The organism is Chryseobacterium antibioticum, assembly GCF_012927325.1.
GTDB classification, from domain to species: domain Bacteria; phylum Bacteroidota; class Bacteroidia; order Flavobacteriales; family Weeksellaceae; genus Chryseobacterium; species Chryseobacterium antibioticum.
In genome coordinates, this window is sequence record NZ_JABBGI010000015.1 from 30,347 (window position 1) to 48,753 (window position 18,407).

General features: G+C 37.2%; 20 protein-coding genes and 1 tRNA gene. 16 read left to right on the forward strand and 5 right to left on the reverse strand.

Annotated features, from left to right (window positions below):
- Positions 1-19: 19 nt before the first annotated feature.
- The gene (locus tag HHL23_RS12750; protein WP_169235175.1) at positions 20-871 is read left to right on the forward strand and encodes a DUF4822 domain-containing protein; all 852 of its coding nucleotides are present in this window, start codon (positions 20-22) and stop codon (positions 869-871) included.
- Positions 872-992: 121 nt separating this feature from the next.
- Here the strand turns inward: HHL23_RS12750 and HHL23_RS12755 are convergent, their stop codons facing one another.
- The gene (locus HHL23_RS12755; RefSeq protein ID WP_169235176.1) at positions 993-2,039 is read right to left on the reverse strand and encodes an MBL fold metallo-hydrolase; all 1,047 of its coding nucleotides are present in this window, start codon (positions 2,037-2,039) and stop codon (positions 993-995) included.
- A gap of 299 nt (positions 2,040-2,338) precedes the next feature.
- Between HHL23_RS12755 and HHL23_RS12760 the strand changes: the two genes are divergently transcribed.
- Complete coding sequence (locus HHL23_RS12760) at positions 2,339-4,480, forward strand: outer membrane beta-barrel protein (protein ID WP_169235177.1); 2,142 nt, start codon at positions 2,339-2,341, stop codon at positions 4,478-4,480.
- Positions 4,481-4,546: 66 nt separating this feature from the next.
- Here the strand turns inward: HHL23_RS12760 and HHL23_RS12765 are convergent, their stop codons facing one another.
- From HHL23_RS12765 to mce, 3 genes are all read right to left on the reverse strand, one after another.
- On the reverse strand, positions 4,547-4,936 hold the full coding sequence (locus HHL23_RS12765; protein ID WP_169235178.1) for a nuclear transport factor 2 family protein: 390 nt from the start codon (positions 4,934-4,936) through the stop codon (positions 4,547-4,549).
- Positions 4,937-5,151: 215 nt separating this feature from the next.
- Positions 5,152-5,225: transfer RNA gene (locus tag HHL23_RS12770), tRNA-Ile, on the reverse strand.
- Between the two features lie 62 nt (positions 5,226-5,287).
- Positions 5,288-5,686 carry a methylmalonyl-CoA epimerase gene (gene mce, locus HHL23_RS12775; RefSeq protein WP_169235179.1) on the reverse strand — a complete coding sequence of 133 codons (399 nt, stop codon included), beginning with the start codon at positions 5,684-5,686 and terminating at the stop codon, positions 5,288-5,290.
- Positions 5,687-5,780: 94 nt separating this feature from the next.
- Here mce and rbfA point away from each other — a divergent pair, with 94 nt between their 5' ends.
- The 9 genes from rbfA (at position 5,781) to HHL23_RS12815 (ending at position 14,438) form a co-directional block, all read left to right on the forward strand.
- The gene (rbfA, locus tag HHL23_RS12780) at positions 5,781-6,140 is read left to right on the forward strand and encodes a 30S ribosome-binding factor RbfA (protein WP_169235180.1); all 360 of its coding nucleotides are present in this window, start codon (positions 5,781-5,783) and stop codon (positions 6,138-6,140) included.
- Positions 6,141-6,144: 4 nt separating this feature from the next.
- A complete protein-coding gene (locus tag HHL23_RS12785; protein WP_169235181.1) occupies positions 6,145-7,350 on the forward strand; it encodes an ABC transporter permease in 1,206 nt (401 codons plus the stop codon).
- 69 nt (positions 7,351-7,419) lie between these two features.
- Positions 7,420-9,228, forward strand: coding sequence for an endonuclease (locus HHL23_RS12790; RefSeq protein WP_169235182.1), 1,809 nt, complete (start codon positions 7,420-7,422; stop codon positions 9,226-9,228).
- A gap of 61 nt (positions 9,229-9,289) precedes the next feature.
- Positions 9,290-10,027: a shikimate dehydrogenase family protein gene (locus tag HHL23_RS12795; RefSeq protein WP_169235183.1), complete on the forward strand. Its 738-nt coding sequence runs from the start codon at positions 9,290-9,292 to the stop codon at positions 10,025-10,027.
- 74 nt (positions 10,028-10,101) lie between these two features.
- Positions 10,102-11,907, forward strand: coding sequence for a DUF349 domain-containing protein (locus HHL23_RS12800; protein WP_169235184.1), 1,806 nt, complete (start codon positions 10,102-10,104; stop codon positions 11,905-11,907).
- Between the two features lie 62 nt (positions 11,908-11,969).
- On the forward strand, positions 11,970-13,001 hold the full coding sequence (gene ribD, locus HHL23_RS12805) for a bifunctional diaminohydroxyphosphoribosylaminopyrimidine deaminase/5-amino-6-(5-phosphoribosylamino)uracil reductase RibD (RefSeq protein WP_169235185.1): 1,032 nt from the start codon (positions 11,970-11,972) through the stop codon (positions 12,999-13,001).
- A gap of 158 nt (positions 13,002-13,159) precedes the next feature.
- Complete coding sequence (locus HHL23_RS12810; protein WP_169235186.1) at positions 13,160-13,342, forward strand: bacteriocin-like protein; 183 nt, start codon at positions 13,160-13,162, stop codon at positions 13,340-13,342.
- Between the two features lie 238 nt (positions 13,343-13,580).
- Positions 13,581-13,757 carry a bacteriocin-like protein gene (locus tag HHL23_RS22990; protein ID WP_423738654.1) on the forward strand — a complete coding sequence of 59 codons (177 nt, stop codon included), beginning with the start codon at positions 13,581-13,583 and terminating at the stop codon, positions 13,755-13,757.
- A 78-nt stretch (positions 13,758-13,835) separates the two neighbouring features.
- Complete coding sequence (locus HHL23_RS12815; protein ID WP_169235187.1) at positions 13,836-14,438, forward strand: IMPACT family protein; 603 nt, start codon at positions 13,836-13,838, stop codon at positions 14,436-14,438.
- Here HHL23_RS12815 and HHL23_RS12820 read toward each other — a convergent pair.
- Entirely contained in the window at positions 14,435-15,142 is a 708-nt protein-coding gene (locus tag HHL23_RS12820) for a zinc metallopeptidase (protein ID WP_169235262.1), read from the reverse strand. The two genes, HHL23_RS12815 and HHL23_RS12820, sit on opposite strands and share 4 nt — an antisense overlap.
- A gap of 107 nt (positions 15,143-15,249) precedes the next feature.
- Between HHL23_RS12820 and HHL23_RS12825 the strand changes: the two genes are divergently transcribed.
- The 5 genes from HHL23_RS12825 to HHL23_RS12845 all read left to right on the forward strand — a co-directional run bounded on the left by HHL23_RS12825 (position 15,250) and on the right by HHL23_RS12845 (position 18,359).
- Entirely contained in the window at positions 15,250-16,383 is a 1,134-nt protein-coding gene (locus tag HHL23_RS12825; RefSeq protein WP_169235188.1) for a GNAT family protein, read from the forward strand.
- Between the two features lie 151 nt (positions 16,384-16,534).
- Positions 16,535-16,711, forward strand: coding sequence for a hypothetical protein (locus HHL23_RS12830; RefSeq protein WP_169235189.1), 177 nt, complete (start codon positions 16,535-16,537; stop codon positions 16,709-16,711).
- 121 nt (positions 16,712-16,832) lie between these two features.
- On the forward strand, positions 16,833-17,204 hold the full coding sequence (locus tag HHL23_RS12835) for an NADH-quinone oxidoreductase subunit A (protein WP_169235190.1): 372 nt from the start codon (positions 16,833-16,835) through the stop codon (positions 17,202-17,204).
- A 94-nt stretch (positions 17,205-17,298) separates the two neighbouring features.
- On the forward strand, positions 17,299-17,859 hold the full coding sequence (locus tag HHL23_RS12840; protein ID WP_169235191.1) for an NADH-quinone oxidoreductase subunit B: 561 nt from the start codon (positions 17,299-17,301) through the stop codon (positions 17,857-17,859).
- Positions 17,860-17,864: 5 nt separating this feature from the next.
- Entirely contained in the window at positions 17,865-18,359 is a 495-nt protein-coding gene (locus HHL23_RS12845) for an NADH-quinone oxidoreductase subunit C (RefSeq protein ID WP_169235192.1), read from the forward strand.
- The last annotated feature ends 48 nt before the right edge of the window (positions 18,360-18,407 follow it).

An 18,407-nucleotide genomic window follows, 5' to 3' on the forward strand; every position in this document is an offset into this window, starting at 1 on the left:
GTGAATAAAAATATCGATTATGAATACATTGAAAAAATTATGTTACCTGCTTACAGCTATCCTCCTGTCTGCTGCTTTTGTTTCCTGTTCTGATAATGATGATATGGTTATGGAACAGATGACTCCCTCTCAGATCCTCTCTTCTACTCCGTGGGAAACTACGGCTGCAAGAGACAAAAATGGCCAGCCTGTGAATCTGAATGATTCCAGCGTAAACGGTTTTGTAGGTTTTGCTTACTTCAAAGCTGACGGAAATTTCGTGATTTACGGATTGAACGATGTTTTAAGATCCAGAGGAACGTGGTCTGTGGATTCTCAGGGGAAAACAAGAATGATCACCGCATTAAATCCTGACGGAACCGCCATCTTTAGCCGCGTTGTAGATATTCTAGTGTTAAACAGCAATGAATTCACTTATAGAATTCACACCAATCCAAGTGATCCTTCTGTTTATTACGATATTATTCACACCAAAACAGCACACGCTGAACCAACGAACGGACAGCTTACTTTAGCTTCTACCCCATGGGAAACTACAGGTGCTAAAAATAGTATCGGAAATCCGATAGCCTTAACCGAGACAAGTGTTTCGGGCTTCGTTGGGTATTCTTATTTTAAAGCAAACGGAACTTTTACGATTTATGGATTAAATAATGTTCTGAGATCTCAGGGAACATGGTCTATTTCTCCGGACGGAAAAAAAAGAACGATCACGGCTCTGGATGCAAACGGGAATGTCCTTTTCACCAGAACGGTTGATATTCTTACGCTAAACAATTCAGAATTTATTTACAGAATCACTCCTGATGCAGGAAATCCTGCTGTTTACTATGATATCATCCATACCAAAGTGAATCATCAGGAACCCTAGATATTTTTTAAGTTAGTTGATTATTGATGTAAGTCTGCGGCCCGAATTCGGGCCACAGACTCCTATTTTAAGCTGTTTATGATCTTTATTACAATTATTGAAGAAGGATTTCAACTGTTTTTTACATCAACTCTTCCCACCATTTTTTCCAGGCTATTTCTCCCAATTGATCCAGATCTACCTTTTCTCCAATCATGGGCAGCGTAACAGGAATGCTGTTTTCTTCTGCATATTTTGAGACCAATTCCAAAGGTTCAAACCATGGATGCTGGGCCAATTTGAATTTTGAATGATGAACGGGAATAAAGTTCCGGGCTTTCAGTTCTTTTACTTCTTCAATAATCTGCTCGGGCAGGCTGTGGATATAAGGCCATTTTTCATTGTACTGTCCACATTCCATCACAGCAAGATCAAAAGGTCCATACTTCTCACCAATCTCAGTAAAATGATTTCCGTAGCCACTGTCACCACCCAGAAAAAGTTTTTTAGAAGGGGTTTGCAGAACAAAGGAAGTCCACAGGGAGATATTCCGGTTCAGCAATCGTCCTGAGAAATGTCTTGCCGGAGTGAGTGTGACGGTGAAACCATCAACCAAATCAATACTTTCCCACCAGTTTTTTTCAATTATCTTGTCCGTCTCCCATCCCCAATACTCGAAATGCTGCCCGGTTCCTAATCCACATATGACCTTCCCTACTTTCTCTTTCAGGGTCTGAACGGTTGAATAATCCAAGTGATCCCAATGGTCGTGAGAAATAAGGAGTACATCGATGTCCGGCATATCCTCAGGCTTGTAATGGTCTGATCCGGGAAATGCCTTTATAGACCCCGGCATCGGAGAAGCGTTTCCGCTGAAAACCGGATCTACCAGAAACTTTTTGCCGTCAATTTGGATAAAATAAGAGCTGTGCCCAAACCATACAAGCGCATTTTCTTCAGGCTTAAGGTTCTTCAGATCCGTTACTACAAATGGAATAGGTAGTTTTGGGGTTACATTTTCTATTTTACATAAGGTCTCCAGGAGTAATTTGGTCATGCTTTCCCCCTCCAAAAGTGCCGGTGTGGGAAGGATATTCTGAAATTTCCCGTTTGTATAATTGGGGAGTGTACTGAAATATATTTTTCTTTTTTCATTGGGAAATTGTCCCATTTGTTTTTTTAAATTCATTACGTTGTTTTTTGTTCTGAACCTTGATAATTAAGATTGAATCAGAAGAATAAATATAAGAATAGATTTCTTATTTATATAAATCAACGAACAAAGGAAGCATTTTACTTTATAAGGGTCAAAGATCTTTTTATAAGGCACTCAAATCAATTAAAAAATAAGGGCTATCACAATATGATAAGAGCCATGAAATATGATTTAATGAAAATTCAGGCCTATGTGAATTTTTTATTTATTTTTCCAATCTGATGTAACAAACCTCCTATAATAAGTGTCTTATTGGTGAAATATCACTTTAGATGAAAATAATTATATGTTCGGCGGCTTTATTAATGGGTACTTTGGTTTTTGCACAGGTAAAAAATGACACCATCAAGCAGAAGGAAAATCAAATTGAAGGTGTTACCCTAACAGCAAGAAAGCCTACCGTAGAATCTAAAGCAGACAGAACGGTTTTTAATGTATCCAACAGCTCTATCCTTGCTGGAAATACAACCTGGGATGTTCTGAGAATGACACCTCTGGTAAGCATTGATAATAATGATGCGGTGAAAGCGGAAGGTGAATCTGTAACGGTTTATATCAATGACAGAAAATCGGTGTTTACGGGTAAGGAATTAAAGGAATATCTGAAAACCATTCCTGCGGATAACCTGATGAAAATTGAAGTGATTACAAGTCCGTCCTCGCGTTATGAAACAGCGGGATCCGTGATTAACATTGTACTGAAAAAGAGAGATGATGAAGGCATGAAGGGCAGCGTAACCTTCAACAACAGACAGAATGCTAAAAACTCACAGTATACGAACCTTAACCTGAATTATCATAAGAAAAGTTTCACGCAGACCCTGATCGGAAGTTACAGTGACAATTCCTATTTCCAGAGAAACACCAGTCTTAATATGCTGTATAAGGATAATGATATTACCCAGAGCAGCAACGAAACTTTGGGACGAGGCAAAAGCCCATCCATGTCATCTACTTCAGAATATGAGTTGAATGACAAAAACAATATAGGCGTTATTCTGGAATATTATCAAAGTAAAAATTCTTCCACTTCTGATGCAGATTTCCTCAGAACCAGGGATAATGATCAACCCGAATCTTATCATCAGGATCAGGATGTAACGGGGCGTTACCGCACGCTGGGGACGAATGTTTTTTATAAGTACTATGATAAGGAGAAAAACAGGATTCTGGATGTCAATTTAGGATCCAATTACAATTCTCAGGAAAATCTTAATGAATTTTTAAAAACATACAGCGATAATTCAAAAGTAAGTCAGCTGGGAATCAATTCTCATGAGCAGACCAGAAACTATTATATCAAAGTAGATTACACCCAGCCTCTGGGGAAAGGCGGAAGCTTTGAAGTGGGTGGAAAAATGGATTTCAATAATAATGTGATCCCGAATACTCTTTCAGGAAATAATGCAGATAATCTCCATACGAATGATATTTTTCATTACGAGGACAATATCAATTCCTTATATGCGAACTACAGCAAAACCTTCTTTGAGAAGCTGGAAACAAGAGTCGGAGTTCGTTATGAACATATCGATTATAAAATGAGGGAAGATGTATCCGGGAAAAACAGAAAGGATTCCTACAGTACTTTGCTTCCCAATTTATTATTGAAATATTCTTTTTCCGATAAATATGACCTGACCCTGACGTACAACCGTAATCTGTGGCGTCCGTGGTATTCGGAGTTCAATCCTTTTCTTGTTCCTACAAATGATGGAACATTCTCCCGTGGAAACATGGACCTGGACCCGAACCCGAGTCACAGAGTTTATATGAAACTGGGAATTCTTAAAAAGTACTTCCTATCTGCAAGGTATATGTATACGGATAAGGATTACTGGACCTCTTTAGCTGAGGAAAATGGCAGACTGGTAACCCTGCCGGATAATTTCAACGGAAAAGTACAGAAATATTACCTTTTTGCGAATACTAACCAGACTTTCCTGAAAAATAAGTTAAATGTGAATGTAGGAGTTGGATGGTACTATATTGACAATCATGATTTTAATGAAATCAACGATTTGAAAGGTCAAAAATACATCAATTATCTGGGTGCCTCAGCTAATTTGTCGTACACAAACCTGTTTAACAAAAACATTAATCTGAGTATCTGGGCAGAGCTTTCTAATCAGAATAACGGAAATTCATACGCCAATAAAACGAATATTTTCCACAATATTTCTGCTACCAAAATATTCCCTAAAACACAAATGGAAGTAAGTCTTCAGCTGATGAATATTTTCAGCAGACCTAATTTCGACTCCACAAGTTATAGCCAGGAAGGAACCTCAAGAACCGCAACAAGATCGGACTGGTATGGATTTTCACTTTCCTTCGTGAAACGTTTCGGAAACCAGAAAGTAAAAGGAAATACAAAGACGGATGTGGAGAAAAACAGTGGCGGAGGGAAGTAAGAGAATTAAAATATAGAAGTACCCAGTTTTAAAGACTGGATATTTTTATGAATACATTTGATAATCTTATTTCATTGAATCATTGACTGTCTGGCTATCTACAAACTGCTCAAAACTAATAATTTTACCATCTTTTAGTTTCCAAATGTGAGCTACTCTAGCTTCAAGAGGTTTCCCACTCACTTTATTTTTACCTGTGTAAGACCCGAAGGCTACCACTTTATCATCGCTGGACACATAATCTTCGGGAGTAAATTTATAGTCAATCCACTCACTTCCCAATTTGCTGAATACATTTTTCACCACATTTTCCAGACCGATATAAGTTCCTGCATAGGGAAACCCTTTCGCTTCTGTCCAGGAAATATGATCAGCTGCATATTGGGCCAGATTGGCACCGTTTTCTTCTGAAGTTTTTCCTTCGTAAGTACTTTTCACAATTTCAAGATTTGTCATTTTTTCATCTTTTTAAGCAACAACATAATAATACAAAAATATGACCAAGTTGATTAAATCGTTTTACCATCATCTTTAACGTCATACTCGCCGTGTTTTTGATATATAAGGTAAGTGTTGGGTATTTTTGACAGATTATTCTTCTGGTTGAAGTGCAATTTTCTTGAATTAGCATAAAAAAACCACTCACATTAATGTAAGTGGTTGATATTATGTGGTCCCACCTGGGCTCGAACCAGGGACCACCTGATTATGAGTCAGGTGCTCTAACCAACTGAGCTATAGGACCTCAAAACTTGGTTAAATTTTGTGATTGCAAAAATAGTAAAATTTCTTTCACTACAAAACTTTTTATTGCTTTTCTTGACAAAGTTCTACCAGCACCCCATTCGTGGATTTCGGGTGCAGGAAGACAACTAATTTGTTATCAGCACCTTCTTTCGGTTCTTCGGAGATAAACTGAAATCCTTCTTTTTTTAATCTTTCGATCTCCTCAAGAATATTTTCCACGCCAAATGCCAGATGATGCATGCCTTCGCTCTTTTTATCGATAAATTTTGAGATCGGACTCTCAGGATTACTCGCTTCTAACAGTTCTATTTTACTTTCTCCCGTTGCATAGAAAGAAGTCACGACCCCTTCCCTTTCCACACTTTCTTTTTTATAGGATTCTTTTCCTAATAATTTGGTAAAAAGCTCGTCAGAGACTCCCAAAGATTTCACGGCAATACCAATATGTTCTAGCTTCATAAATACTAATAAATATAATTAAATCGTAAATTTGATACCGGAGCTGAATTTCAAAGGTATCAATTCAAACAAAAGTACTAAATTTGCATAACTTATGGAAAGTAACAGACAAAGAAAAGTAGCACAAATCATTCAGGAAGACTTCGCAGAGCTTTTCCGCAAACAGGCTTCAGAAAGCAAGCAGAGTATATTAGTATCCGTTTCAGACGTAAAAGTATCAGCAGACCTTGGTGTTGCTAAAATTTATTTGAGCATTTTCCCTCAGGAATTCCGTTCTGCGGTCATGAAGGAAATTGAAGAAAATAAAGCTCAGTACAGAAACTTTATTGGCCAGAAAATGGGAAAACAGGTGCGTATCATTCCCCAACTTAACTTCTACCTGGATACCGCTCTTGATGACGTTGAAAAATTAGAAAGAGAATTAAGAGGCGAAGGCGACAACCCGGTTTTATAAGATCTTGAAGAATATTGCATTTTACATAGCATCCAGATACCTTTTGGCTAAAAAAGGCAGCACCGCTGTGACGTTCATTACGTGGCTTTCGGCAGGTGCCATGATGGTTGCTGTGACTGCAATGTTCGTAATCATTTCCGTATTTTCCGGACTTGAAACCCTGAACAAAGATCTTATCTCCAATCTTCACGCAGACCTGACCCTTAAAAGTGCTTCAGGAAAAACGGTAAAAGATATTGACAAGGTTATTCATGTTTTAAAAAACAATAAAGCGATCAGCAATTTTTCCCGGGTGATTGAGGAAAAAGTGTATGTCAACTATAAAGGTAAGGGTGATATTGCTTATTTAAGAGGGGTAGACTCCGCTTATATAAAGGTCAACCCTATTAACGAGGATGTATTCTACGGAACGTATCCCAGTTTCAAATACTCCAATGAAGTATTGATGGAAACCAACCTGCACAACAGGCTTTCCATTCCTATTGATTCCACAAGCAATTATGCTACCGTTTTCATGCCTAAGCCAGGAACCGGGATCATCAACAAAGAGGAAGACATCTATAACAAAAGAGATTTTCTGGTTACCGGAGTTTTCCCCGGAAAAGAGCAACTGGACAGTTATATTATCGCTCCAATAGAACTTACAGAAGAACTTCTTAGTTTACCAAAGAAATCAGCATACCAGATTGTCATCAAATTAAAAAATCCGGAAACGGTTGATGCCGTCAAGCAAAGTCTTCTTACAGCATTGGGGAAAAATATTGAAATAAAAACCAAGGAAGAAGAAAATGCGGCCTTCTGGAAGATGATCAACACAGAAAAAATGTTCATCTACCTGATTTTTGCACTGGTTATTTTCATTACAACCTTCAACTTAGCCGGAGCTATTATTATCCTTCAAATTGACAAAAAAGAACAGTCAAAATCTCTTATTTCACTAGGCTTTCCACTGAGTCATTTAAGGATGACGTATTTTTATACGGGAATACTCATTGTAATTTCCGGAGTGATTTCAGGATTAATCGCAGGAACCATCCTTTGCTATTTCCAGCTTTATACTGAATTCTTCAGAGCCAATGAATTATTACCTTTCCCTGTAAAAATTGTTGGAAAAAATTATCTTATCGTAGCCCTCACAGCTTCTCTTTTTGGAATCATTATTTCATGGTTCTTTTCCAGAATTAACAAAGACTATATTACTAAAAGTTAATATACTTACTATAAAATAAATCTACTTCATTTTTCATTTTTCGTACCTTTACGGCCCAATTTTTTTTAAATGAAACGAATTTTATCCTTTTTTCTGTTGAGTTCTGCAATTTTTTTTGCATCAGCACAGGCACCTGCCACCTATTATGATGGAACTGCAGGTTTGACTGGTATAACTTTAAAAAACAAGTTAAGCCAAATTATTACGGACGGCCACCAGGCTAAAACCTATAATGGTTTATGGACGGCGTACCAGACAACAGATCGTGACTACTTCTATGAAAATGACGGTTCTGTTTTAGATATTTATTCTGAAAATCCGACGGGACAAGATCCTTACAATTTTACGATCGGCACTAACCAATGTGGACAATACTCCGTTGAAAGTGACTGTTACAACAGAGAGCATATTGTTCCTCAAAGTCTCTTTGATGAGGCTTCTCCAATGGTGGCTGATGTCAACTTCATCAGAGCAACAGACGGAAAAGTAAATGGGATGAGATCTAATTATCCATTTGGAAAAGTAAACACTAGCCCATCTTTCACATCTCAAAACGGATCAAAATTAGGAACATCTGTATCTCCTGGATATACAGGAATTGTATTTGAACCTATTGATGCATTTAAAGGTGATGTTGCAAGAATGATCTTTTATTTTGTAACAAGATATCAATCTCAATTAGGAAACTTTACAAGTACCAACGGAACGGGAGGTATGCTTGGGACAACAGCATTTCCGGGACTACAACCCTGGGAGCTTGATCAGTTAAGGGCATGGCATGCAGCAGATCCTGTATCACCTGCTGAAATTTCAAGAAATAATGCGACTTACGAATATCAGAAAAACAAAAATCCATTCATTGATCATCCGGAATTTGTTGAGCTAATCTGGGGAGCACAGGTTGTAGATACTCAGGCTCCAACCGCTGCTACTAATCTTATTACTCAAAATCCTACTTCCAGCACCATCTCTCTGAGCTGGACAGCTGCTACGGATAATATTGGTGTGGCAAGTTATGATGTATATGCTAACGGAGTCTTGAAAACTACTGTTTCAGGAACTACAGCAACGGTTCAGGGACTGGCACCATCTACTACCTATACATTCTATGTGATTGCTAAAGATGCAGCAGGAAACCCTTCTCCTCAAAGTAATAATTCAGATGGAACAACCCTGGCAGGACAGCCTGGCGGAAATACAGGTTGTGGAACTGAAGATTTTGAAATGATTACCGGTACTCCAAACACTTATGCAACAATAACGTGGACCAATAATAATATCAACTGGACTTCTACAGTTTCAAGAGCAGATGAAACTATGAATGGAAAAGCAATTACACTCAGAAACGGTACTTTAACAAGTTCCCCTATTTCAGGAGGTATTAAGAATTTAGAAATAAAGACACAGTTAAAATACGGAAGTACAGCAGGATCTCTAAACGTATTTATAAACGACGTACAGGTAGGTACTATAACATATACAGCTAATAAAACAGTATCTACATTGAATATCAACAATATCAATGTAAGCGGAAACATAGTGATTAAAATTGTTAATCCTGTATCAACCAGTGGAAACAGAGTGGCTCTGGATGACCTTACCTGGACATGTTTCGGTGCCCTTGGAACTTCAGAGGTGAAAAAGGACAAATCAGAATTCAGCATCTACCCTAACCCGGTAAAAAACAATGAATTATTTGTAAAAGGCGAAAACCTAAGCAAAATTTCAAAAGCTGAAATCTATGACCTTTCAGGAAAACTTATTGAAGTGATGGCCAATCCATTCAAAAACTCTAATAAGATCAATCTTAAAGGAATTACTAAAGGGAATTACATCCTAAAAACAGACAGTTTCTCTACAAAATTCATTGTAGAATAAACCGTAAAAAATATTTGAGAACAAAGACCGATTTATTCGGTCTTTTTTTTATTTTTGATCTATGGATTCCAATAAAAAACTAGGGCTGATAGGAAAGAATATTTCCTATTCCTTTTCCAAAAAATTCTTTGAAGACAAGTTTCAGAAGCTGATGCTGAAAGACTTTACCTACGATATTTTTGATCTGAATGAAATGAATGAAGTGGAAAACCTCCTTACTGATCCGGACCTTTTAGGATTCAATGTGACGATCCCTTACAAGGAAAAGATTATTGATTACCTTGACGGACTTAGTGACGAAGCTGAGAAAGTAGGAGCAGTAAACTGCGTTCTGATCAAAGACGGCAAAAAGACCGGCTATAATACCGATGCTTTTGGTTTTGAGAAAACCCTTCTGCTTCACAAGAAAACATACCACGACAAAGCTTTGATCCTGGGAAACGGAGGCGCAGCAAAGGCCGTGAAATATATCATGGATAAACATGAAATCCCAGCCATCACCATTTCCAGAAATTCTGAAATTAATTTTAAAAACCTGGATCCCGACACGGTTCGTGACCATAAAATCATTATCCAGTGTACTCCTGTTGGGACATTCCCCAATGTTGAAGACTGCCTCAAATTTCCTTTTGACGGTATCACTTCAGAACACCTGATCATCGATCTCATCTACAACCCAAACTATACTCAATTCATCATTAAAGCATCTGAAAAAGGAGCTAAAACCGTGAACGGATATTACATGCTTGAACAGCAAGCAGAAAAAGCTTGGGAAATTTGGAATTTTCAAAAAAAATAACCTAAATTAGTACCTTAATTGGCTTTACAGCTATATACAAAAGGAAATAACGCCACTCACATAAAAGATTTGCTATGATTACAGAAAACAATCTTTCTGAAAACGAAGAAAATAAAATTTCTACCGAAGTATCTCAACAAGAAACATCAGAAACACCGGCTGTTCATGCTGAAAGTGCTCCTGCTGATGACACAGAACATTTGGAAGAGGAACATGCTGATGATATTTCGCTGGCTGATGCTTTGAAAGAAATGGAAACCATCATCAACACAACCAATGCTGGTGAAAATTTCAAAAGATTCAATCAGTTAAAAGAAAAAGCAAGTCATTACATCCATGATGAAGTGGAAGATAAAAAGCATGAATATGAAGAAGGAGGAAATGCTTCTGAAAATTTCAGCTATGAGCATCCTCTACAGTCTAAACTTTCTGCATTGATTAATATTTTCAGAGAGAAATATGACACGTACCAGAAATCTCAGGATGAAGAACAGAAGAAAAACCTTGATCACCGTCAGAACATTATAGAAAGACTTAAAAATCTTTACACCAATTCCGAACCGGGAACCAACCTTTTCAAATCTATCCGTGAAATCAAAGAAGAATGGTCAAAAGCGGGTCAGGTAGCAAAATCTGAATTCAAGATCCTTAACAATAACTATTTCCACCATCTGAATCAGTTTTACCAGATGCTGGATCTGAATAAAGAATTTCTTGAGCAGGAATTCAGTCACAATCTGGAAAAAAGACAGCATATCATTGCGCGTGCTAAAGAACTAGAAAGTGAGCCTGTGATTCAGAAAGCATTAAACGAACTTCAGTACCTTCACAAGCTTTGGAAAGAAGAAGCTGAACCGGTAGCAGAAGAATTCCGTGAAAAAACATGGGAAGAATTCAAAGAAATTTCCAATAAAATTCACGAAAGAAAATCTGAACTTTCGGCAGCTATCGAAGGAGAACAGAATGACAATCTGGAAAAGAAAAACCAGATTATCGCAGAGATCAAAAAATTGTCTGAGCCTTCTGAAACTCCCAATCACAACTACTGGCAGAATTCCATTAAAAGAGTGGAAGACCTTCGTACTGAATTCTTAAAAACAGGAAGTGTTCCAAGAAAATTATCCAACCAGAACTGGAATGATTTCAAAACAATATTGAGAAGCTTCAATACAACAAAGAATAATTATTATAAATCGCTGAAAGGTTCCCAACAGGCTAATCTTGAAGAAAAATTGAAACTGATCCAGACCGCTCAGGATAATATGATGAATGAAGAATGGGATATTACCGTTCCTTTATTCAAAAAACTTCAGGAAGACTGGAAAAAGGTAGGTCACGTTCCAAAAAGCATGACCAACAAAATCTGGGATGAATTCCGTGATGCATGTAATACCTTCTTCAATAATTACAGAGAGAAAAACAATGCTTCCAATGACAACTGGAAAGAGAATTACAAGCAGAAAAAAGAAATTCTGGAAGACCTGAAAACCGTTTCTAATGACGAAGGCAGTATTGAACGAATAGAAGCTATAAAAACAGCTTGGAATAACATAGGAAAAGTACCGAGAGACAAAATTGCGATCAATACCGAGTTCAACAGAACCTTAAGAGAAAAGTTGAAATTGAATAAAATCAATGAGCTTGAACTGAAAGAAGAAGGATTAACCGAAAACCAGCTTACAGATAAAGCAAGAAAGATCAAGAGTCAAATCTCTGACCTTGAAGGTGAAATTGTAAAACTGGAAAACAACCTTGCATTCTTCAACAAGCCGTCAAGAGAAAATCCTATGCTTAGAGATACCTTCAATACGATCGATGATAAAAAGGCACATCTGGAAACTTTAAAACAGAATCTTCACAAGATCATTACCGGAGATTAATCTATTAAAAAATATAATAAGGGCGAAGCAAAGAAATTTGTCTTCGCTTTTTCTTTTCACCTATGAACAACGACGAACTATATATAAAAAGATGCATCGAGCTTGCAGAAAAAGCTCTAGGTAAAACCTACCCCAACCCTCTCGTAGGAAGCGTGATCGTCCATAACGGAAAGATCATCGGGGAAGGTTACCATCACAAAGCCGGAGAGAATCATGCTGAGATCAATGCGATCAATTCTGTAGAAAATAAAGAGCTGATCCCTGAGTCTACGATCTATGTTTCCCTGGAACCTTGTGCACATTATGGAAAAACGCCGCCATGCGCTTTAAAAATCAAAGAACTCAGGTTCAAGAAAGTAGTGATTGGCGCCATGGATTCTCATGATAAAGTGAATGGCAAAGGAAAGAAAATCATCCAGGATGCCGGCATAGAAGTCGTTTCCGGAATACTGGAGAAAGAATGCATTGAATTAAACAAAAGGTTTTTCACCTATCACGAAAAGAAGAGACCTTATATTATCCTGAAATGGGCACAATCAGGAGACGGATTTCTGGATAAAGACTTTAAGCCTACTGCCATTTCAAATTCTTTGGTTAATCAATTTGTTCATCAATTAAGAGCAGACGAACATGCCATCCTGGTCGGAACCCAGACTGCCCTAAACGACAATCCGAGTTTGACGGTTAGAAATACCGAAGGAACCAATCCGGTAAGAGTTCTTATAGATTTTGATTTAAAAGTTCCAAACAATTTTAAACTCTTCAATGATGAAGCACCAACTTTAGTGATCAATACCACAAAAGAAGGAGCAGAAAACAACATCAAATTTATTAAAGTGGGAAAAGAGAATTTCCTGCAGGATCTGATGCATGCACTTTATAAAGAACAGATCCAATCTATTATTATAGAGGGCGGAACTTACACCCTACAGCAATTCATTAATGCCGGACTTTGGGATGAAGCTGTCGTAATCAGAAACGAAGACCTGAAACTGGAGAACGGGACTAAAGCACCTAAGCTAGATTGTTTAACGCCTTTCAAGATTAAAACGATTAGAGACAATACCATTTCATTTTACCAGCCAAATATATAAGGCTGGCTTATTTATAGTTTCAAAATAACCCTTTTTACTATTTAATGGTTTAATATCACCATAAATCAATTTAACATAATAAAATTGTTTCAAAATCATATTTTAATTTAAAACAAATAATTAACTTTATAGTGAATTAAAATACAAATCATAATCAAATGAAAAATCTAAAGAAAATTTCTAGAATCGGTTTAAAAAGCATTACAGGTGGAGCATTTGTAAATTGTACCCTACCTAATGGTGAACCTACCAGATGCAGAGATAGATGTCCTCAGGATTTTTGTGGTCCTATAAGCTATATGTGTCTGATTCCAATGGATCTTTGCGGAACAGGGATATAGTCATTAAGTATAAAAATCAAAAAAATATAGGAAGCCCTCAAAATTTTGAGGGCTTCTTTTTTGATCATTATTTGCAATATATACACCTTATTTTTACGGTCAATCATACAAAAAGAACAACCATAAAAACATAACAATCAAAAACTTAACATAATAAACTTTTTTTGATATTTTCATTTTATTGGATTTAATTGCTTACCTTTTTATTCAACTAAAACCATTAAAATCCAATATAACCATGAAAAATTTAAGAAAACTATCAAACAGAGAATTAAAATCTATTCAAGGTGGAATCCAGGGATGTTACTATTTAGCAAATGGCACTTACTTTTGCCCTTGCAGACCCGGATACTTCAGATGCGTTCCTACAGACGCCAGTGAAGTCTGTAAACCTAATGGTACGCTATGTATTTAAAATATGAAGGAGCGGAAACGCTCTTTTTTTTATCAATATATAAACCGTAAATTTGCAGCTCAAAAGTTACTGAGCGGTATGTTCGAATACAAAACCATAGAAAAACCCATAGAAAATACTTTATTGAAAGAAAAAGGAAGCAAGTTCATCGGATTTGCATTTCCCGTCAATAATGAAAAGGAACTGAAAGGGGCATTGGAGAAAGTCAGGACAGAACATCCAAAAGCAACCCACCACTGTTACGCTTTCAGAATGGGATTGGAAGGGGAAAATTACCGTGCCAATGATGATGGAGAACCGTCAGGAAGTGCAGGATTTCCCATCTATAATCAGCTTTTAGCTCATGAGATCACCAACGTTCTTGTTATTTCAGTCCGTTATTATGGAGGGACAAAACTCGGCGTTTCAGGTCTGGTAAAAGCCTATAAAGAATGTGCAAAAATCACTCTGGAAGAAGCTAACATCATCACCAGAGAGCTTGAAGCAGAAATTGAAATTCAATTTAATTTCAATCAGCAGAATACCATCTTCACCCTACTTTCTAAGTTTGATGCTAAAGTTTTACATTTCGATGCCAATGAAAACTGCATTCTTACCGCCTCCTTAAAATTGGCACAAAAAGAAAGCATCTCAGATAAATTATCCGAGATGCAGTATGTTTCATTTGAATTTAAAGATTAATTTCTTCTTCCGCCTAAAAGCAAAGAACCCCAATACAGGAGTTGTGCCAAAGATCCGATGGCTGCTACAACATAGGTTCTTGCTGCCCATTTCAAACTGTCCTGTACCCCTACAAATTCTTCCTGAGTAACCGTCCCAGTATCTTTAAGCCATTTCATAGCCCTGTTACTGGCATCATATTCTACCGGAAGCGTTACAAAAGCAAAAAGCGTTGTCATAGCAAACATGGCTACTCCAATCGCCAAAACAGCTGTATTTCCATTTGGATCTTCAATGGATCTTGTGGCTGCCATGATTCCGATACCTGCAATCAGAATGAACTGCATTAAATTAGAAGTTATATTGACTACAGGAACCAATTTTGAACGCAGATTCAGCATCGAATATCCTACAGCATGCTGCACTGCATGTCCGCATTCGTGGGCTGCCACTGCAGCTGCCGCCGCATTTCTCTGCATATAGACTCCTTCAGAAAGATTGACTGTTTTGTCTGCCGGATTATAGTGGTCCGTCAGTTGACCGGGAACTGAAATTACCTGTACATTATTGATTCCATTATCTCTAAGCATTTTTTCCGCCACTTCTTTACCCGATAAACCATTTCTGAGATGTACATTGGAATAATATTCAAATTTCGATTTCAACCTGGATGAAACCCACCAGCTCACCAACATTGAAATACCAATAATAATATAATAACTCATCATTTTATATAGATTTTTGTGTTTAAATTTTAAGCATAATGATGTAAAAACTGTGCCAAAGTATTACATTTTATTATTTATATTTGCCCTTTAATTACCCTCTAATTATGTCTGAAGTTTCAGTTATTGAAGTCAAAAACCAAAGCGAATTAAAACAATTCGTAAGGTTTCCAATGGATCTTTATAAAAACAACCCATATTACGTTCCTTCTTTTATCAAAGACGAATTTAAAATTTGGGATGCAAAAGAAAATCCTGCTTTAAATTATTCAAAATCCGGACAGTTTCTGGCATTAAAAGGTAACAAAGTGGTGGGAAGAATCGCTGTAATTATCAACCATAAGGAAGAAAAGGAATTAGGGATCAGAAAAGTACGTTTCGGGTGGATCGATTTTATTGATGACAAACAAGTCTCTAAAGCTTTGATCCAGAAAGCAATAGACTACGCCAAAGAAAACAATATAGACAAGATCGAAGGACCAATGGGCTTCACCAATCTGGACAAAGCCGGAATGCTGACCATGGGATTTGATAAACTGGCTACTATGATCGGGATCTATAATCACGAATACTACCCTAAACACCTAGAAGAACTGGGACTTACCAAAGAAAAGGAATGGGTAGAATATGAAATGAACTTCCCGAAAATCTTACCTGAAAAAGTAGAAAAATTCAGTGGCCTGATTGCTCAGAAATACAAACTTAAAGTTCTCAATTTCAAGTCAAAACAGGAAATCCTGCCGTTTGTGGAACCTATGTTTAAGCTGCTTGATGAAACATACAAACACCTTTCTACCTACACTCCTATTTCAGACGAACAGATACAGACCTACAGAGAAAAATATTTTCCTTTTATAGATAAGAACTATGTGATCTGTGTTGTAGACGAAAACAACGAGCTCGTTTCTTTTGCCATTACAATGCCTTCTTATTCAAAGGCCTTACAGAAATCCAAAGGAAAGCTCTTTCCTTTCGGATGGTGGCACTTCTTGCAGGCCGGGAAGAAAAACGACCGCGCCAATTTCTACCTGATCGGAATTCACCCTGAATACCAGAGACGTGGGGTAACAGCCATTATATTTAAAGAAATTTTTGTACGTTTTACCAGTATGGGAATCGATTTTGCAGAAACCAATCCTGAGCTTGAAGAAAACAAAAGTGTCCAGGTTCTGTGGCAGGACTACAATCCGGTGAATCACAAGAGGAGAAGAACATATTCATTAACGATCAATAAGGATTGATCATTGACGATTCACAAGTATGAGTTATTGGTGACTTATTTTAAACCGGCAACTAATAACTCATATTTTACACAAAAAAATAAACCCTGGATCTTACACCACTCACTCCACACTCTGAAACCCGAATCTCTAACCCCGTATTCCACAACCCATGAAACCACATCTCATTGTTTTCGCTGTTCTGATCGCAGCATTTATCGCTTATAACTTCTTTTTTCAGATCGAAGATGATAGAATGAATACGGTAGTTAACATAATGTTGGCAAGTATTCTTTTCGGATATATTTCATTCATGGCCTACTCTCTCCTCAAAAAAATGAAGAAATAAGTACTATTTTTATTGATTCTAAATTACCGCTTTTCCCCATTTTCATCCCACTTTTAAGCTTATTAATTTCATGCTTTATTGTTTATTCGCTAAATTTGCAAATTGAGATAATAATGCAAAAATGAATTTACCTGAAAGTTATATTCCAATCCTTATCCAAGCAGGTGTAGCAATGGCGTTTGTAGCCGTTTCTTTGCTTGGAGCACATTTTCTGGGACCGAAACAGAAGAAAGGAAATTCTGTGAAAAACCAAAGCTGGGAATGTGGAATTCCCGTAGAGGGAAATGCGAGAACACCGTTTTCTATTAAATACTTCCTGACTGCGGTATTGTTCGTACTATTCGATATTGAAATCGTATTTTTTTACCCATATGCGGTTAACTTCAGAGAATTCGGAGTAGAAGGATTCCTGGCCGTACTTATGTTCGTGGCGATCTTCTTCATGGCGTTTTTCTATGTTTGGAAGCGCGGTGCATTAGATTGGGATAAATAAATAGAATTATAAATTTTAAATTAAAAATTTTAGATAATGGTTTTGAATTGAATTAATTTAAAATCTAAAATTTAAAATCTAAAATCATTACAAAATGTCAGATAACAAACCAATAATAAGAACAGATGCACCTGCTCCCGAAGGATTTGAAGGAGAAGGGTTTTTCGCAACGAAACTGAGCAGTGTAATCGGGATGGCTAGAAAGTTTTCTCTTTGGCCGTTACCCTTTGCTACTTCTTGTTGTGGTATCGAGTTTATGGCTACCCTGAACCCTACATATGATGCCTCAAGATTTGGCATGGAAAGAAACTCTTTCTCGCCAAGACAGGCAGATATGTTGATGGTTTGCGGAACGATATCTAAAAAATTAGGACCCGTCCTAAAAGAAGTTTACACTCAGATGGCAGAGCCAAAATGGGTGGTTGCTGTTGGAGCTTGTGCTTCCAGCGGTGGTATTTTTGACACTTACTCTGTATTACAGGGAATTGATAAAATTATTCCGGTTGACGTTTACGTTCCGGGATGCCCTCCAAGGCCGGAGCAGATCATTGAAGGCGTAATGCAGGTTCAGGCTCTTTCAGAAAGCGAAAGCATCAGAAGAAGAGATATGCCTGAATACCAGAAATTACTAGATTCTTACAACATAAGCAACTAACGGAAATGACAAACGAATTTGTATTAGAAGCCATTACAAGAGAATTTCCGGATTCTGTTATTTCAAGCTCAGATCCTTATGGAATGTTGACGGTTGAAGTGAGGAAAGAAGATATCAAAAAGATCATTCACTACCTGAGAGATTCATCACTGGAATTTAATTTCCTTACCGATATCTGCGGGATTCATTACCCTGAATTTCCGGACAAGGAAATAGGTGTAGTGTATCACCTGCACAACATGATGGCCAATTTTAGATTACGTCTGAAAATCTTTATGTCCAGAGAAAATATTGAAGTGGATTCTCTTGTAGAATTATTTGCAGGGGCCAACTGGATGGAAAGAGAAACGTTTGATTTCTACGGAATTAAATTTAAAGGACATCCTGACCTGAGAGCTATCCTGAATATGGAAGATCTCGGATACCACCCGATGCTGAAGGAATATCGCCTTGAAGATGGTACCAGAACGGATAAGAACGATAGCATGTTCGGAAGATAAAATAGAAATATAAATGATTAATGATGATTGATCAATGATTAATTATCA

Coding starts and splice junctions, on each gene's coding strand:
- HHL23_RS12750 (WP_169235175.1), top strand. CDS start 20: ATGAATACATTGAAAAAATTATGTTACCTGCTTACAGCTATCCTCCTG.
- HHL23_RS12755 (WP_169235176.1), bottom strand. CDS start 2,039: ATGAATTTAAAAAAACAAATGGGACAATTTCCCAATGAAAAAAGAAAA.
- HHL23_RS12760 (WP_169235177.1), top strand. CDS start 2,339: ATGAAAATAATTATATGTTCGGCGGCTTTATTAATGGGTACTTTGGTT.
- HHL23_RS12765 (WP_169235178.1), bottom strand. CDS start 4,936: ATGACAAATCTTGAAATTGTGAAAAGTACTTACGAAGGAAAAACTTCA.
- mce (WP_169235179.1), bottom strand. CDS start 5,686: ATGAAGCTAGAACATATTGGTATTGCCGTGAAATCTTTGGGAGTCTCT.
- rbfA (WP_169235180.1), top strand. CDS start 5,781: ATGGAAAGTAACAGACAAAGAAAAGTAGCACAAATCATTCAGGAAGAC.
- HHL23_RS12790 (WP_169235182.1), top strand. CDS start 7,420: ATGAAACGAATTTTATCCTTTTTTCTGTTGAGTTCTGCAATTTTTTTT.
- HHL23_RS12795 (WP_169235183.1), top strand. CDS start 9,290: ATGGATTCCAATAAAAAACTAGGGCTGATAGGAAAGAATATTTCCTAT.
- HHL23_RS12800 (WP_169235184.1), top strand. CDS start 10,102: ATGATTACAGAAAACAATCTTTCTGAAAACGAAGAAAATAAAATTTCT.
- ribD (WP_169235185.1), top strand. CDS start 11,970: ATGAACAACGACGAACTATATATAAAAAGATGCATCGAGCTTGCAGAA.
- HHL23_RS12810 (WP_169235186.1), top strand. CDS start 13,160: ATGAAAAATCTAAAGAAAATTTCTAGAATCGGTTTAAAAAGCATTACA.
- HHL23_RS22990 (WP_423738654.1), top strand. CDS start 13,581: ATGAAAAATTTAAGAAAACTATCAAACAGAGAATTAAAATCTATTCAA.
- HHL23_RS12815 (WP_169235187.1), top strand. CDS start 13,836: ATGTTCGAATACAAAACCATAGAAAAACCCATAGAAAATACTTTATTG.
- HHL23_RS12820 (WP_169235262.1), bottom strand. CDS start 15,142: ATGAGTTATTATATTATTATTGGTATTTCAATGTTGGTGAGCTGGTGG.
- HHL23_RS12825 (WP_169235188.1), top strand. CDS start 15,250: ATGTCTGAAGTTTCAGTTATTGAAGTCAAAAACCAAAGCGAATTAAAA.
- HHL23_RS12830 (WP_169235189.1), top strand. CDS start 16,535: ATGAAACCACATCTCATTGTTTTCGCTGTTCTGATCGCAGCATTTATC.
- HHL23_RS12835 (WP_169235190.1), top strand. CDS start 16,833: ATGAATTTACCTGAAAGTTATATTCCAATCCTTATCCAAGCAGGTGTA.
- HHL23_RS12840 (WP_169235191.1), top strand. CDS start 17,299: ATGTCAGATAACAAACCAATAATAAGAACAGATGCACCTGCTCCCGAA.
- HHL23_RS12845 (WP_169235192.1), top strand. CDS start 17,865: ATGACAAACGAATTTGTATTAGAAGCCATTACAAGAGAATTTCCGGAT.